12 protein-coding genes and 1 pseudogene are annotated in these 16208 nt (G+C 67.4%); 9 read left to right on the forward strand and 4 right to left on the reverse strand.

Translation table 11 applies throughout. The features are described from left to right. Nucleotides 1-296 precede the first annotated feature (296 nt). The gene (gene ggt / locus G3N64_RS18755) at nucleotides 297-2048 is read left to right on the forward strand and encodes a gamma-glutamyltransferase (RefSeq protein ID WP_205785271.1); all 1752 of its coding nucleotides are present in this window, start codon (nucleotides 297-299) and stop codon (nucleotides 2046-2048) included. A 237-nt stretch (nucleotides 2049-2285) separates the two neighbouring features. After that, the gene (locus G3N64_RS18760; RefSeq protein ID WP_205785272.1) at nucleotides 2286-3614 is read left to right on the forward strand and encodes a dicarboxylate/amino acid:cation symporter; all 1329 of its coding nucleotides are present in this window, start codon (nucleotides 2286-2288) and stop codon (nucleotides 3612-3614) included. Between the two features lie 17 nt (nucleotides 3615-3631). Here G3N64_RS18760 and G3N64_RS18765 read toward each other — a convergent pair whose 3' ends face one another. Continuing rightward, entirely contained in the window at nucleotides 3632-4030 is a 399-nt protein-coding gene (locus tag G3N64_RS18765; protein ID WP_205785273.1) for a DUF3331 domain-containing protein, read from the reverse strand. 44 nt (nucleotides 4031-4074) lie between these two features. After that, nucleotides 4075-5367, reverse strand: a complete 1293-nt coding sequence (locus G3N64_RS18770; protein ID WP_205785274.1) for an NAD(P)/FAD-dependent oxidoreductase — start codon at nucleotides 5365-5367, stop codon at nucleotides 4075-4077. Nucleotides 5368-5515: 148 nt separating this feature from the next. On the opposite strand from G3N64_RS18770, the gene G3N64_RS18775 reads away from it, so the two are divergent. After that, on the forward strand, nucleotides 5516-6169 hold the full coding sequence (locus tag G3N64_RS18775; RefSeq protein ID WP_205785275.1) for a TetR/AcrR family transcriptional regulator: 654 nt from the start codon (nucleotides 5516-5518) through the stop codon (nucleotides 6167-6169). A gap of 27 nt (nucleotides 6170-6196) precedes the next feature. Here the strand turns inward: G3N64_RS18775 and G3N64_RS18780 are convergent. Both G3N64_RS18780 and soxR read right to left on the reverse strand, forming a co-directional pair. Further along, nucleotides 6197-6385: pseudogene (locus G3N64_RS18780) on the reverse strand (LysR family transcriptional regulator); the annotation flags it as partial. A gap of 19 nt (nucleotides 6386-6404) precedes the next feature. Next, on the reverse strand, nucleotides 6405-6884 hold the full coding sequence (soxR, locus tag G3N64_RS18785; protein WP_205785276.1) for a redox-sensitive transcriptional activator SoxR: 480 nt from the start codon (nucleotides 6882-6884) through the stop codon (nucleotides 6405-6407). Between the two features lie 80 nt (nucleotides 6885-6964). Here soxR and G3N64_RS18790 point away from each other — a divergent pair, with 80 nt between their 5' ends. From G3N64_RS18790 to G3N64_RS18815, 6 genes are all read left to right on the forward strand, one after another. Further along, nucleotides 6965-8197 carry an efflux RND transporter periplasmic adaptor subunit gene (locus G3N64_RS18790; protein WP_205785277.1) on the forward strand — a complete coding sequence of 411 codons (1233 nt, stop codon included), beginning with the start codon at nucleotides 6965-6967 and terminating at the stop codon, nucleotides 8195-8197. A gap of 13 nt (nucleotides 8198-8210) precedes the next feature. Next, the gene (locus tag G3N64_RS18795) at nucleotides 8211-11384 is read left to right on the forward strand and encodes a multidrug efflux RND transporter permease subunit (RefSeq protein ID WP_205785278.1); all 3174 of its coding nucleotides are present in this window, start codon (nucleotides 8211-8213) and stop codon (nucleotides 11382-11384) included. Then, a complete protein-coding gene (locus G3N64_RS18800) occupies nucleotides 11381-12904 on the forward strand; it encodes an efflux transporter outer membrane subunit (RefSeq protein WP_205785279.1) in 1524 nt (507 codons plus the stop codon). The genes G3N64_RS18795 and G3N64_RS18800 overlap by 4 nt, the downstream gene beginning before the upstream one ends. Nucleotides 12905-13028: 124 nt before the next feature. After that, nucleotides 13029-13487 carry a MarR family transcriptional regulator gene (locus G3N64_RS18805; RefSeq protein WP_205785280.1) on the forward strand — a complete coding sequence of 153 codons (459 nt, stop codon included), beginning with the start codon at nucleotides 13029-13031 and terminating at the stop codon, nucleotides 13485-13487. Nucleotides 13488-13686: 199 nt separating this feature from the next. Beyond that, nucleotides 13687-14334: a glutathione binding-like protein gene (locus G3N64_RS18810; protein ID WP_205785281.1), complete on the forward strand. Its 648-nt coding sequence runs from the start codon at nucleotides 13687-13689 to the stop codon at nucleotides 14332-14334. Between the two features lie 201 nt (nucleotides 14335-14535). Then, nucleotides 14536-16053, forward strand: a complete 1518-nt coding sequence (locus G3N64_RS18815; protein ID WP_241021086.1) for a cytosine permease — start codon at nucleotides 14536-14538, stop codon at nucleotides 16051-16053. Nucleotides 16054-16208: the final 155 nt, after the last annotated feature.

Genomic DNA, 16208 nt, shown 5'->3' on the forward strand with positions numbered 1-16208 from the left:
TGTTAGCCGATCGACGTGCGGCAGGCCGTCTGCGGCCCGAAATTAGAGGGACGCATCACTCGGCCGCTTGGTGCGGCAGTTTATGTAACAAAACAAACATACATCGAAAATCGATCTCGATTGTGGTCACGATAAATTCAGTGATAACCCTAGGTTTTAGCGCAAAAAAGCGAGTGCTATGATCGCGGCCTCGCTGGAATGTATTGTTTATTACATGCTCGATTGACGTGTCGGCACGCGCCGATACGACGTCGCGTTCCGGCATGCAACGGTTCATTTGTCTGGAGGATCCCGTCATGAGGCGGCTCGTAGTACTCACCCTGTTGTCGGCCATGAGCGTGTGTGCGTTCGCCGCTTCGGACCCCGCGGTTGAAGCGAAGAACGGCATGGTCGTTTCGTCGCAGCATTTCGCGTCGCAAATCGGCGTCGACATCCTGAAGGAGGGCGGCAACGCGGTGGACGCGGCAGTGGCGGTCGGCTACGCGCAGGCCGTGACCAATTCGTGCTGCGGCAACATCGGCGGCGGCGGCTTCATGACGCTGCACCTGGCTGACGGTCGCGACCGCTTCATCAATTTCCGCGAAACCGCGCCGGCTGCGGCTTCCGCGAACATGTATCTCGATGCGAAGGGCAACGTGATTCCGGACGACAGCCTGTACGGCTATCGTGCGGTCGGCGTGCCGGGCACGGTCGCCGGCCTCGACCTCGCGCAGCGCAAGTACGGCAAGCTGACGCGCAAGCAGGTGATGGCGCCGGCGATCCGGCTTGCGCGCGACGGCTTCGTGCTGACGCGCGGCGATACGGACATCCTCGACACGACGATCGACCGCTTCAAGAAGGACCCGGAAGCGGCGCGCATCTTCCTGCGGCCGGACGGCACGCCGCTGCAGCCGGGCGACCGCCTCGTGCAGAAGGACCTGGCCCGCACGCTCGAGCGCATCGCGGAGCAGGGCCCGGACGCGTTCTATCACGGCGAGATCCCGAAGATCGTCGAGGCGGCCGCGAAGCGCGGCGGCGGCGTGATCACGGCCGCCGATTTTGCGTCCTACCGGGCACAGGACATGGCGCCGCTGACGTGTTCGTATCGCGGCTACGAGCTCGTGTCGGCCCCGCCGCCGAGCTCGGGTGGCGTGACGATGTGCGAGACGCTGAACATCCTCGAAGGGTATGACCTGCGCAAGCTCGGCTACCATTCGGCCGCGGCGGTCCACTACATGACCGAAGCGATGCGGCACGCGTACGAAGATCGCAACATGCTGCTCGGCGACCCGAACTTCATCGACAACCCGGTCGCGAAGCTGACGAGCAAGGAATACGCGGCGCAAATCCGCAAGAGCATCCATTCGGATACGGCGACGCCGTCGGTCGACGTGCAGCCGGGCGTCGGCGTGCACGAGAAGCCGGAGACGACCCACTACTCGATCGTCGACAAGGACGGCAACGCGGTATCGACGACCTACACGGTCAACGGCCGCTTCGGTGCCGTGGTCATCGCGCCGGGCACGGGCTTCTTCCTGAACGACGAGATGGACGACTTCACGGTGAAGGTCGGCGCGCAGAACCTGTTCGGCCTCGTACAGGGCACGCGCAACTCGATCGCACCGGGCAAGCGTCCGCTGTCGTCGATGGCGCCGACCATCGTGAAGAAGGACGGCAAGGTGTTCATGGTGGTCGGCTCGCCGGGCGGCTCGCGCATCATCACGATCACGCTGCAGACGGTGCTGAACGTGATCGACTACGGGATGACGCCGCAGGACGCGGTCACCGCGCCGCGCATCCACCACCAGTGGCTGCCCGACGAGGTCTATTATGAAACCTACGGCCTGTCGCCCGACACGCTCGCGATCCTGCGCAACATGGGCTACAAGATGGTCGAGCAGACGCCGTGGGGCGCCGCCGAGCTGATCATGGTCGGCCTGCCGGGCACCGAAGCGGCGAGCCGCCAGAGTTCCGGGAACGATTCGTCCGTGTCCGGCAACGTGCGGGTCGGCTTCATCTACGGCTACAACGACCCGCGCCGTCCGGCCGGATCGGCGATCGGTTACTGACCCGGCCTGACCTGATCGCATCATGCTGAGTCGCTGCCGTCGGCGTTCGCCCCCGCGCGAATGCCGTTGCGGCGGCAGCACGTCGGTTCGCGGACATCCGCGAGCCTGGCCGGCGCCGGCACCCGTGCCCGACACACAGGGCACCACCGGCTCGCCACGCGCGCTCCCAGGTTTCCTGGCACGGCACGGGATGCGCGCCTTTCATCCGTCAACTTCTTCCGTGCGTCGAATTCCGTTATGAACAAACGAATGTCCGCGGCAGGCTGGATCCTGCTCGCGATGGCGGCCGGCATCCTGATCGGCTACATGATTTATACGCAGCTGCCGGACAAGCAGTCCGCAGCGGAGATCGCCGGCTACATCTCGCTGGTGTCCGACGTGTTCCTGCGGCTGATCAAGATGGTGATCGGCCCGCTGGTGTTCTCGACGCTGGTCGTCGGCATCGCGCACATGGGCGACGCGTCGTCGGTGGGCCGCGTGTTCGTGAAGGCGCTCGGCTGGTTCGTCACCGCGTCGCTGATCTCGCTGCTGCTCGGCCTGCTGATGGCGAACCTGCTGCGGCCCGGCGAGAATCTCGGGTTGCCTCTGCCGGATATCGGCGCATCCGCGCATCTGGCGACGTCGAAGTTCACGCTGAAGGATTTCGTCGGCCACATGGTGCCGAAGTCGATCGCCGAAGCGATGGCGAACAACGAGATCCTGCAGATCGTCGTGTTCTCGATGTTCTTCGGCGTGGCGCTCGCGTCGCTCGGCGAACGCGGCAAGATTCTCGTCGCGGCGATCGACCAGCTCGCGCATGTGATGCTCAAGATCACCGGCTACGTGATGAAGCTCGCGCCGCTCGCGGTGCTGGCGGCGATGGCGTCGACCGTCGCGATCAACGGCCTGTCGATCCTGCTGAAGTTCGCGGTGTTCATGGGCGACTTCTACCTGAGCCTGTTCCTGCTGTGGGGCACGCTCGTCGTCGCCGGGCTGCTGTTCCTCGGCCGCCGCGTGTTCAAGCTGCTGGTGCTGATCAAGGAAGCGTTCATGCTGTCGTTCGCGACCGCGAGCTCGGAAGCTGCGTATCCGAAGATCCTCGATGCGCTCGACCGTTTCGGCGTGCGCCGCAAGATCTCGAGCTTCGTGATGCCGATGGGTTATTCGTTCAACCTCGACGGCTCGATGATGTACTGCACGTTCGCGTCGCTGTTCATCGCGCAGGCCTACGGCATTCACCTGTCGCTCGGCACGCAGGTCACGATGCTCCTGATCCTGATGCTGACGTCGAAAGGCATGGCCGGCGTGCCGCGCGCGTCGCTCGTCGTGATCGCTGCGACGCTGCACCAGTTCAACATCCCGGAAGCCGGGCTGCTGCTGATTCTCGGCGTCGATACGTTCCTCGACATGGGCCGTTCGGCCACGAACGCAGTGGGCAACTCGATCGCCAGCGCGGTGGTCGCGAAGTGGGAAGGCGAGCTGATGCCGGAAGCGGAAGCCGAAGCGAATGCGGCGCGGCTGGATGCGGAAGCCGAAGCACGCATGAACGAGGTGGTTCGCGAGACGGATCGCGTCACCACCGCCTGAAGCGGAATCTCGAACCTTCAGGCCGCCTCGGCGGGGCGGGCCGCGTCGATGCACGCGGCCAGCACCATCGCGGCGGCGTTGCCCGGCGTCGAGCCGAGCAATTGCGGCGCAAAGACGCTGTCGCCGATCTCGATCGGCTGCCCCGACAGCGCACACACGCCGCGCTTGCGCGTGGTGAACAGCCGCCACTTCTGATAACCGTAGTGCCCGGTGCATGCGTCGCGCCATGAAATCATCACGGTGTCGGCCGTGGGCCGCTCGAGCACGCTGATGGTCGGCTTGCTCGTCGCGTCCCACGACGGCAGCCGGTCGCGCGTGACGCTGCGCCGTCGCGGCATGCCCCACGAGACGGACGGCATGTCGAAGCTGCCGATCGCGGCGACGGTCACGAGCCAGGGCGCTAAACGGTTGTTCATGTCAGTTTTCCTCGAAACGTTACGCGACACCGCCACACGCGGCATCACGACAGGCGGATGCGCGGCTGCACGCAGCCGTTGATCCGTTCGGCGATCCACAGCAGGGTCGCCTTGGAGAAGCCGTGCAGCGCCTGCTGGTGCCGCCGGTAGAGCATCAGGTGGCTGAACTGCGCGAAACGCCCCTGGATGAAACCGCCGCGAAAGAACCCGAACTGCCCGAGCGTGCCGAACGCGTCGTAGTCGCTGATCGACACGAGCGCGCCGAAATCGTGGAACGCGAACGGCGGAATCGGCTGGCCGTCGAGCCACGCCGGCAGGTGCTTCGCGAGATGCTCGGCCTGCTGCGTCGCGACTTGCGCGGTGGGCGGCAGCGGCCGTTCCTGGCCGTCGGGCAACAGGCTCGCGCAATCGCCGATCGCGAACACGTGCTCGTCGCCCGTGGCCAGCAGCGTCGGCCCGACGACGATCTGGTTCGCGCGATTCGCGTCGAGCCCGTCGAGCGCCTGCATGAAATCGGGTGCCTTCACGCCGGCCGCCCAGACCATCAGGTCCGCTTTCGCGAACGAACCGTCGCCGTAGTGAAAGCCGTTCGCGTCGGCCGACGTGACGCGGGTCGACGTCAGCACGTGAAAGCCGATCTGTTCGAGCCGCCGCTGCGCCGACGCGGAAATCCTCGGCGGAAACGCGGCGAGGATGCGCGGGCCGCTTTCGAGCAGCGTGAGCTGCAGCCGCTCGCGCACCGTCGCGTCGCCATACGCCTGCGCCACTTCCAGCAAGCGGCTCAGCTCCGCCGCGAGTTCCACGCCGGTCGCGCCCGCGCCGACGATCGCGACGCGGAACGGCTCGTCGCGCGCGATGCTGCGAAATACGCGCATCCGCAACGCTTCGTTGAAGGTCTCGGCCTGCTGCTGGCTGTCGATGAAATAGCAGTGCTCGCGCACGCCCGGCACGCCGAAATCGTTGGCCTGGCTGCCGAGCGCGAGGATCAGCACGTCGTATTCGAGTTCGCGCGCGTCGAGCACCAGTTCGCCGTCCTGCGAGCGGATCTCGCCGAGCTGCACGCGGCGGCGGGCGCGATCGAGCCCCTTCAGTTCGCCGGGCTGGTACGCGTAGCCGTGGTCGCGGGCATGGGCGAGGAAGATCACCTGCTGCTGCTGGACGTCGCGGGTACCGGCCGCGATCGTGTGCAGCATCGGCTTCCAGATGTGGGTCGGGCTGCGGTCGACGACGGTGACCTGTGCGCGCCCGGACCGGCCGAGGCGCTCGCCCAGGCGGGTCGCGAGCTGCAGCCCGGCGATCCCGCCGCCGACGATGACGATGCGTGTAGGGGTTGTCATGGATAAATCATCAAGTGATGAATAAGGTATGATCCTAGCGCTTCCCGGCTTCGCGTGTCAACGGAGCGGGGCAGGTCACCCGGTTTCGGCGGCGCTAAAGCGGGGCCGGAACAGGGGCATTCGAATCATTCAAGGAGAGCAGGAAAACGTGACTGAAGTCACTGAGCGCGCGCCGGTCAAGCGGCGTATGCGAGGGCGGCCGCTGGCCGGGGCATCCGTGGGGCCGGACGTGATATTGCGGGCTGCGCGCCGCACGTTCGCGAAGCGTGGCTACGACGCGACGAGCGTGCGCGAAGTCGCGCGCGAACTGGGGGTCGACGCGGCGCTGATCGCGCATCATTTCGGTACGAAGGAAACGTTGTGGCTGGCTATCGTCGAGCAGATCGCCGAGCTGGCCCAGCCGATGTTCGACGCGCTGCGCGCGTTGCGCACGTCGCCGCTGCCGCATCGCGACCGCGTGCGGCGCGCGATCGAGTTGTGCGTCGATCACGAGTTCGACGAGCCCGACATGGGCATGTTCTTCTCGACGGCCGCGACCGAAGTGGGCGGGCGGCTCGACCGGCTGCAGGAGCGGATCGTGCGCCCGTACTACGACGTGATGTTCCCGCTGCTGTCGGAGGCGGTGGAGGCCGGCGTGATCCGCCCGGTCGATCCGACCGTGCTGTTCTTCATGATCGCGAGCGCGATCGGCACGACGGTGTCGTACAGCCACATGATGCTGGAGTACACGTCGCTGCCCACGCGGCAGGACGCGTTCCGGCAGGCCGTGGTGGACGTCGCGTTCAACGTCGTCGGCGGCTGAGCGCGGCACGCGTGACGCGCTCGGCCGTCACGTCGCCAGTACCAGACCCAGTTCGCGCACCGCGCTTCGTGCGGTCTCGCGCAGCGCATCGACGAGCGGCGATGGCGTCCGGTACGCGATCGCCAGCTCGTACGCGAGCGGGCTGCCCGCATCCTTCGGTTCGCAGAACGTCATGCCTTGCGGCTGCATCGGCACGAGCAGGCGCGGCATCAGCGCGCCACGTCCGGCCTGTCGGTCATTCGACGTCCGCAGGCGGCTTGTCGCCGAGCCAGCGCCGCGCGCCGGGCCCGTTGCGGCCCGCGCGGTCTTCCGGGTTCGTCAGCTTGCAGCGCTTCAGCGACAGGCAGCCGCAGCCGATGCATTCGTCAAGGTTGATGTAGAGCCGCTGCAGCTCCTCGATCCGGCTCGCGACGCGCTGCTTCCAGCCGCGCGACAGCCGCTGCCAGTCCTTGTTGCTCGGCGCGGTGTCCTCGGGGAGGCTGACGAGCTGCTCGGCGATCTCGTCGAGCGTGTAGCCGATCTTCTGCGCGAACACGATGAACGCGATCAGCCGCAGCACCGCGCGCGAATAGTGGCGATGGCTCGAGCCGTTGCGGTGCGACTTGATGAGCCCGCGCGTCTCGTAGAACCGCAATGTCGACGCCGGCACGCCGCTGCGTGTGGCCACTTCGCGAATCGACATCAGCGGCCATTGCGGGATTTCCTGGATACCCATGATGCCCCTCCGGGAAAACTTGACTTGAAGTTAACTTCAACTTTTAAGCTACGCGGCAGTTTAACCCGTCGCGAGGCATCATGCTCTCCTTACCCCTACGCAGGATGTCGCCTTTGGGCGCGGCCTGCGCACTGCTGCTGGCGTTGTCGGGCTGTCACGACGGCAAAGGCGCATCGTCGGCCCAATCCCTTCCCGAAGTCGGCGTTGCCACCATCGCGCCGCGCACGATCCGCCTCGCGGACGAATTCAACGGACGCGTCGAAGCGGTCAATGCGGTCGAACTCCGGCCGCGCGTGAGCGGCTATCTGCAGCGTGTCGCCTACAAGGAGGGCGACCTGGTCGCGCAGGGCGCGCTGCTGTTCGAGATCGACCCGCGCCCGTACCGGATCGCACTCGATCGCGCGAACGCGCAGCTGCAGCGGGCCCGTGCGGCTGCGAGCCTCGCGAACGTGCAGCTCAAGCGCGTGCAGACGCTGATCGATGCGCATGCGACGTCGCAGGAGGAACTCGACAACGCGCGCGCCACGGCCGAGCAGGCGCGTGCGGACCTGCAGGCGGCCGACGCGGCCGTCGCCGATGCGAAGCTCAATCTCGGTTTCACCGAAGTGCGTGCGCCGATCGCGGGCCGTGTCGGCCGTGCGGTCGCCACCGTCGGCAACCTGGCGCGCGCGGACGACACGCTGCTGACGACCGTCGTGTCGCAGAACCCCGTCTACGTGTATTTCGACTGCGACGAGCAGAGCTACCTGCGCTACAACGCGCGGCGTGCCGATCCGAAGCATCGCGCGATCGGCGCCGATCCGGTGCGCGTGGGCCTCGCGAACGAGACGGGCTTCCCGCATGCGGGCACCGTCGACTTCCTCGACAACCGGCTCGACCCGCAAACGGGCACGATCCGCGCGCGCGTGCGGCTGCCGAATGCGGACCATACGTTTACGCCGGGTCTGTATGCGCGCGTGCAGCTCGTCAGCGGCCGCGACCAGGATGCGCTGCTCGTCGACGACAAGGCCGTGCTCACCGACCAGGACCGCAAGTACGTGTACGTGATCGGGCCCGGCGACAAGGCGCTGCGCCGCGACGTGACGATCGGCCGCGGGCTGGACGGCGAGCGGATCATCGAGAAGGGGATCCAGGCGGGCGATCGCGTGGTCGTCGACGGCATGCAGCGGATCTACTATCCGGGCGCGCAGGTGAAGCCGAAGGCGCTGCCCGTGCGTGCCGACGCCGCCGCCGGTGCCGGCAATGGCGCAGGCGACGGGCCGAACGACGGCACGCAGGCCGTCGCCGACGCCGGCGCGCCGGCCGTGCAGTGACGGGGGGCACGTGATGGATTTCTCCCGATTCTTCATCGACCGGCCGATCTTCGCGGTCGTGCTGTCGATCGTCATCTTCGCGATCGGCCTGATCTCGATTCCGATGCTGCCCGCCGGCGAATACCCGGAAGTCGTGCCGCCGAGCGTCGTCGTGCATGCGACGTACCCGGGCGCGAACCCGAAGGAAATCGCCGAATCGGTCGCCGAACCGCTGGAAGAGGCAATCAACGGCGTCGAAGGCATCATGTACATGAAGTCGGTCGCCGGTTCGGACGGCAGCCTGCAGGTCGTCGTCACGTTCCTGCAGGGCGTCGATCCCGACACGGCCGCCGTGCGCGTGCAGAACCGCGTGAGCCAGGCGCTGTCGCGCCTGCCCGACGAGGTGCGCCAGTACGGCGTGACCACGCAGAAGCAGTCGCCCACGCCGCTGATGTACGTGAGCCTCTATTCGCCGGACAACAGCCGCGATTCGCTGTACCTGCGCAACTACCTGACGCTGCACGTGAAGGACGAGCTGTCGCGGCTCACCGGTGTCGGCGACGTCGGCCTGTCCGGCGCCGGGGACTATGCGATGCGGCTGTGGCTCGACCCGAACCGGCTCGCGTCGCGCGGGCTGACCGCGAGCGACGTGATCGCCGCCGTGCGCGAGCAGAACGTGCAGGTGTCGGCCGGCCAGCTCGGCGCGGAGCCGTCGCCGAAGAAAAACGACTTCCTGCTGTCGATCAACGTGCGCGGCCGGCTGCGCACGGTGCAGGAGTTCGGCGACATCGTGCTCCGCAACGGCGACGACGGCCAGGTCGTGAAGCTGTCCGACGTCGCGCGCATCGAGCTCGGCGCGGGCGACTACACGCTGCGCTCGTATTTCAACGACAAGCAATCGGCCGTGGTCGGCATCTTCCTGTCGCCGGGCGCGAACGCGCTCGAGGTCGCGAAGGCCGTGTATGCGAAGTTCGACGAGCTGTCGAAGCGCTTCCCGCCCGGCGTCGCGTACCGGCCCGTGTGGGATCCGACGGTGTTCGTGCGCGAATCGATCCGCGCGGTGCAGCACACGCTGATCGAAGCCGTCGTGCTGGTCGTGCTCGTCGTGATCCTGTTCCTGCAGACGTGGCGTGCGTCGATCATTCCGCTCGTCGCGGTGCCCGTCTCGGTGGTCGGCACGTTCGCGTGGCTCTATCTGCTCGGCTATTCGATCAACACGCTGACGCTGTTCGGGCTCGTGCTCGCGATCGGGATCGTCGTCGACGACGCGATCGTGGTCGTCGAGAACGTCGAGCGCAACATTGCGCAGGGCCTGAGCCCGCGCGACGCCGCCCACCAGGCGATGCGCGAGGTATCGGGGCCGATCGTCGCAATCGCGCTCGTGCTGTGCGCGGTGTTCGTGCCGATGGCCTTCATGTCCGGCGTCACGGGGCAGTTCTACCGGCAGTTCGCGGTGACGATCGCGATTTCGACGGTGATCTCCGCGATCAACTCGCTGACGCTGTCGCCCGCGCTCGCCGCGAAGCTGCTGCGTCCGCACAGTGCGCCGAAGGATGCGCTTACACGCGGGCTCGACCGCGCATTCGGCTGGCTGTTCCATCCGTTCAACCGCTTCTTCGACCGCAGTTCCGATCGCTATCACGGCTTCGTGTCACGCACGCTGAAGCGGCGCGGGGCGGTGTTCGCGGTCTACGCGGCGCTGCTCGCGGCGACCACGCTGCTGCTCAACGCGGTGCCGGGCGGTTTCATCCCCGTGCAGGACAAGCTGTACCTGTTCGCGGGCGCGAAGCTGCCGGAAGGCGCGTCGCTCGCGCGCACCAGCGAGGTGACCGAGCAGATGACGAAGATCGCGCTCGGCACCGACGGTGTCGAGATGGTGCCGGCGTTTGCCGGGCTGAATGCGCTGCAGGGCGTGAACACGCCGAACATCACGAATTCGTACGTGATCCTGAAACCGTTCGACCAGCGCCATCGCAGCGCCGCGGAAATCAACGCGGACCTGAACGCGCGCTTCTCGGCCATCGGCGGCGGCATCACCTATGCGCTGATGCCGCCGCCGATCCAGGGCCTCGGCAACGGCTCGGGGTATTCGCTATACCTGGAGGATCGCGGCGGCCTCGGCTACGGCGCCTTGCAGAACGCGCTCACCGCGTTCCAGGGCGCGGTCGCGAAGACGCCGGGGATGAGCTACCCGGTCAGCTCGTACCAGGCGAACATCCCGCAGCTCGAGGTGAAGGTCGACCGGTTGAAGGCGAAGGCGCAGGGCGTCGCGCTGACCGACCTGTTCAGCACGCTGCAGGTCTATCTCGGCTCGATGTACGTGAACGACTTCAACCTGTTCGGCCGTGTGTACCGCGTGATGGCGCAGGCGGATGCCGGCCACCGGCAGACGGCCGCCGACATCGCGAACCTGCGCACGCGCAATGCGAAGGGCGAGATGGTGCCGATCGGCTCGATGGTGACGGTGGCGCCCGCGTACGGGCCCGACCCGGTCGTCCGCTACAACGGCTATCCGGCCGCGAACCTGATCGGCGACGCCGATCCGAAGGTGATGTCGTCGTCGCAGGCGATCGAGAAGCTGCAGCAGATCGCGAAGGACGTGCTGCCGCCGGGCATCACGCTCGAATGGACCGATCTCAGCTACCAGCAGGTCACGCAGAGCAACGCGGCGATCGTCGTGTTCCCGCTCGCGGTGATGCTCGTGTTCCTCGTGCTCGCATCGCTGTACGAGAGCTGGACGCTGCCGCTCGCGGTGATTCTGATCGTGCCCGTGTGCATCTGCGCCGCGCTGTTCGGCGTGTGGCTGTCGGGGGGCGACAACAACGTGTTCGTGCAGGTCGGTCTCGTCGTGCTGATGGGATTGGCGTGCAAGAACGCGATCCTGATCGTCGAGTTCGCGCGCGAGCTCGAAATCCAGGGCAAGGGTGTGATCGAAGCCGCGCTCGAGGCGTGCAAGCTGCGGCTGCGCCCGATCGTGATGACGTCGGTCGCGTTCATCGCGGGCTCGGTGCCGCTGCTGATCGGTGGCGGCGCGGGCAGCGAAGTGCGCGCGGCCACCGGCATCACCGTGTTCGCGGGGATGCTGGGCGTCACGCTGTTCGGGCTGTTCCTGACGCCCGTGTTCTATGTGGCGATCCGCAAGCTCGCGGGCGGCACGCCGGCCGTGTGGAGCGAACACCACGGCACACTCGAAGGAGAAAACCGATGAGCGCCGCTTTCCGTCTTTCCGCGCTCGCGATGTCGGTGACGCTCGCCGCGTGCGCGGTCGGTCCCGATTTCAAGCGGCCCGACGTGGCCACGACCGCGCGGTTCGCGCGCGACGCGCATCCGGCGGCGCCGCGCGATGCGTCGTCGTCCGGTACGACGCCGGATACGCCGCCCGACGCGTCGGCCGATGCCGACGCCGCGTTCTGGCGCGGCTTCGGCGATCCGGCACTGACGCAGCTGATCGACACGGCGCTCGCGGCGAACCAGGACCTGCAGGTCGCCGTGTCGCGCTACGACGCATCGAATGCGCTGCTGTCGCAGGCCACGTTCGACCGCTATCCGACGATCACCGCGAGCGGGCAGATCGGCCACCAGCTGATGAGCAAGGACCAGGCGTTCGGCGCGCCGCGCAGCCAGCGCGATACGCCGACGTCCAGCGTCGGGATCAATGCCGCGTGGGAGCTCGACCTGTTCGGCCGTGTGCGTCGCTCGATCGAGTCGCAACGTGCGGAAACGGCTGCCAGCGCGGCGGACGTGCGCGCGGTGCGCGTCGCGATCGCCGGCGAGGTGGCGAGTACGTACGTCGATCTGCGCGGCTCGCAGGAGCGGCTGCGGATCGCGCGCGAGAATGCCGACAATCAGAAGCAGACGCTCGCGCTGATCAATGCGCGCGTCGGCGCGGGGCGCGGCTCCGAACTCGATGCGGCCCGGGCGCGCGCGCAGTACGAATCGACGACGTCGCGGATCGCCGTATACGAAGCGGCGATCGGCGTCGACGAGCACCGGCTCGCGGTGCTGACCGGGCAGACGCCGGACGCGCTGATCGGCCGCTTCGATCTCCCGCAGGCAGCCGCGTCGGCGGGCACGCCCGTGCCGCTGCCGGCGCTGGCCGCCGACATCGATCCCGGCACGCCGGGCGGCCTGCTGCGGCGGCGGCCCGACGTCGCGGCCGCCGAGGCGCGGCTGTATGCGGCGACCGCGCGCATCGGCGTCGCGACGGCCGACCTGTTCCCGCGCTTTACGCTGTCGGGCCTGCTCGGCAGTGCGACGAGCAGCTACGGGTTCTTCCGCGCGGGCAGCGACACGAACCTGATCGCGCTCGGCATCGACTGGTCGTTCCTCGACGTCGGCCGCGTACGCGCACGGATCGCCGCGAGCGATGCGGAAGCGGCCGGGCAGCTCGCGCAGTACCGGCAGACGGTGCTCGGGGCGCTGGAGGAAACGGAGAACGCGCTGCTGCGCGCTGCGCGCACGCGTGACGAGACGGACCATCTCGTGCGGGCCGCGACCGACAGCGCGCGCGCCGCGCAACTGGCGCAGGCGCGGTTTTCGGCGGGCGCGATCGACTACTACGAAGTGCTCGACGCGCAGCGCACGCTGCTGCAGGCGCAGGATGCGGCGGCCGACGGGCGGATGCGCAGCGCGGCGTCGACGGTGGCGCTGTACAAGGCGCTGGCGGGCGGCTGGCCGTCGGGAGCGGGGCAGGGTCCGCAAGGTCCGCTCGCGCAGTCGGGGCAGTAGCGCGGGCACGCGCCGAGATACGGCCGCGCGGATGAACAGGGGCCTGGTTGTCGTTGCAAGCGCACGAAGAGGGGGCGTCGCGGTAGAATCGATTGCAACTGCAATTAAATAAGGAAGAACCGACATGAGCGCCCCCGAACCCGATCTGTGGTTTTCGTTCGTTCGCGCGCATCGCACCATGATTCGCGAGATCGAGCGCCGCCTCGCGGATGCCGGCCTGCCCGCGTACGCGTGGTACGACGCATTGTGGGGGCTGGAAAGCGGGCCCGACGGGACGCGCCGCATGCACGAACTCGCCGACGTGCTTGCAATCGAGCGCTACAACCTCACGCGGCTCGTCGACCGGCTCGAGCAGGAAGGGCTCGTCACGCGCGCCCGCTCGGCGGACGACGGCCGCGCCGCGTATGCGAGCATCACCGACAAGGGGCGGGCGCTGCGCAAGAAGATGTGGAAGGTGTACCAGTCGACGATCACGGAACTATTTCTCTGCCAGTTCCGCGACAAGGAGCAGGCGGCGATGGCCGCGGCGCTCGATCGCGCGACCGGCGCGGCGCGCGAAGCGGCGGCCGACGCGAAAGCCTAGCATCGGCATCGGCCGCGAGCGCCGGGCCCGGTTGCCCGACGAGCGACCGGCGCCCGAGCGAGCGGCCCGGCAGTCCGGATCGCGCAGTCTGCATGTCCCTCCTTCGAGTACTGGCATGTCGCCGCGGCCATCGGTTCCGGCATAGGATTGCAATTGCAATGATTGTAGTTGCAACCGTAACCGGAAGACAAGGACCGACATGACCTCGACGCATCCCCTCACGTTCTATACGGCCGACACGCCGAACGGGCACAAGATCGCCATTTACCTGGAAGAGGCCGGGCTCGCGCACGACCGCGTGCACGTGAACCTGTCCGCCGGCGAGCAGCGCAGCCCGGCGTTCCTCGCGATCAACCCGAACGGCAAGATCCCCGCCATCGTCGACCACGGCACCGGGCTGGCCGTGTTCGAATCCGGCGCGATCCTGAGCTATCTCGCCGCGAAGACGGGTTTTCTGCAGCCCGACACGCTGGCCGAGCGCACGGCGGTCCAGCAGTGGCTGCACTTCCAGATCGGCGGGATCGGGCCGATGCTCGGCCAGCTCTGGTGGTTCCTGCATGCATCGAAGACGGTCAATGCGGAAGCGATCGACCGCTACCGGAAGGAGGCGACGCGTCTCTACGGGGTCGTCAACAGCCGCTTGGCGGAATCGGCGTATCTCGCGTCGTCGCGGTATTCGATCGCCGACATCGCCGCGTTTCCGTGGCTACGCACGGCGGCCGAACTCGATCTCGATCTTGCCGGCTTCCCGCACGTCGAGCGCTGGCTCGCCGGCATCGAGGGGCGGCAGGCCGTTCAGCGGGGCCTGATCGCATGTCGCGAGCCGGCGGCGGAGGGCGCGCGCTGACGTCGCATCGCCCGCGCCGTACCGATGGCGCGGGCGCCGGCCGTTGACCTGCCGGGAAACATTGTTCTCCTTCGTCGTAAACGTCTCGAATGCGTGATATTTGCGCCGCGCGATCCGGTTAGAGTGGCCGCGAATCGATGACGATGTGTCGTATCGCCGCAGCACCGGGCGGTACAGATGCACCAGAGGAGTGGGAGACAAATGAGTGAAGGCAGAATTACGCAGGTCGAGTCGTTCGGTTTCGAGCGCATTCCCGATGCATCGCGCTATGCGCGGCCGATCGATCTGTTCCGGTTGCTGTTCGGCGGCTGCAATACATTTTCCACATCGGTGCTCGGCAGTTTTCCCGTGCTGGTCGGGCTGTCGTTCAAGGCCGGTGTCTGCGCGATCGTGCTCGGCGTGCTCGCCGGTACCTGCATCCTCGCGCCGATGAGCCTGTTCGGCTCGCGCAACGGTACGAGCGACCCCGTGTCGTCCGGCGCGCATTTCGGCATCCACGGCCGGATCGTCGGCTCGTTCCTCGCGCTGCTCACGTCGATCGCGTTCTTCTCGCTCGCGGTGTGGAGCTCGGCCGATGCGCTCGTCGGCGGCGCGCACGACATGGTCGGCGTGCCAGTCAACGGCTTCACGCTCGGCGCGGCGTACCTGGTGTTCGCGGTGCTCGTGCTGATCGTCTGCATCTACGGCTTCCGCTTCATGCTGTGGGTCAACAAGATCGCCGTGTGGGCCGCGAGCGTGCTGTTCGTCGTGGGCCTGTTCGCGTTTGCCGGCCTGTTCGACATGAATTACGCCGGCACCGTGCAGCAGGGCAGCGCGGGCTTCTGGGCCGCGTTCGTCGGCGCGGTGCTGGTTGCGCTGAGCAACCCGGTATCGTTCGCATCGACGCTCGGCGACTGGGCGCGCTACATCCCGCAAAAAACACCGAAGCATCGCGTGATGGGCGCCGTGTTCGCTGCGCAGATCGCGACCTTCGTACCATTCTTCTTCGGCCTCGCGACCGCAACGATCATCGCGACGAAGGCGCCCGCGTTCATCGCGTCGAACGACTACGTCGGCGGCCTGCTCGCGATCTCGCCGCGCGGGTTCCTGCTGCCGATGTGCCTGATCGCGATCATCGGCGGGATGTCGACCGGCACGACCGCGCTGTACGGCACCGGCCTCGACGTGTCGAGCAAGTTCCCGCGCCTCCTGAACCGCGTGCGTGCGACGCTGCTGATCGGCACGATCGCGATCGCGTTCATCTTCGTCGGCCGCTTCTGGTTCAACCTCGTCGAAAGCGTCGCGACGTTCTCGACGCTGATCGATACGTTCAGCGGCCCGTGGATGGCGATCATGGTGATCGGCTACGTAACGCGGCGCGGCTACTATCTCGCCGACGATTTGCAGGTGTTCAACCGCGGGCTGCGCGGCGGCCACTACTGGTTCACGCGTGGGTGGAACGTGCGCGCGATGGGCGCGTGGCTGCCGGCCGCGTGCGTCGGGCTGTCGTTCGTGAACCTGCCGGGCCAGTTCGTCGGGCCGCTCGGCAACCTCGCGGGCGGGCTCGATCTCAGCGTGCCGGTATCGCTGGTGGCGGGCGGGATGCTGTATTTCGTGCTGCTGACGTTGTATCCGGAACCGGACGGCGTGTACGGCCCGCACGGGCGCCGCTTCGTGCGCGGCGGCAGGCAGGCGGCGCGCGGCAACGGCGCACCGGCGATCCAGCCGAAGGGATTGTGAGCGGCACGTGGTGTGTGGCTCGGAAAATGACAATGCCGCCGCGCGGGAGAGCCGCCGGCGGCATTGTCGTTTCCGGGCGTGTGATTGCCTGAAGGGGGGGCCGTACTTTCCTCGCACCGCTTCCCGCAAACGAAAACGTTCATGGCGTCTCCGTG

The organism is Burkholderia sp. Ac-20344 (assembly GCF_017104975.1).
Taxonomy (GTDB): Bacteria; Pseudomonadota; Gammaproteobacteria; order Burkholderiales; family Burkholderiaceae; genus Burkholderia.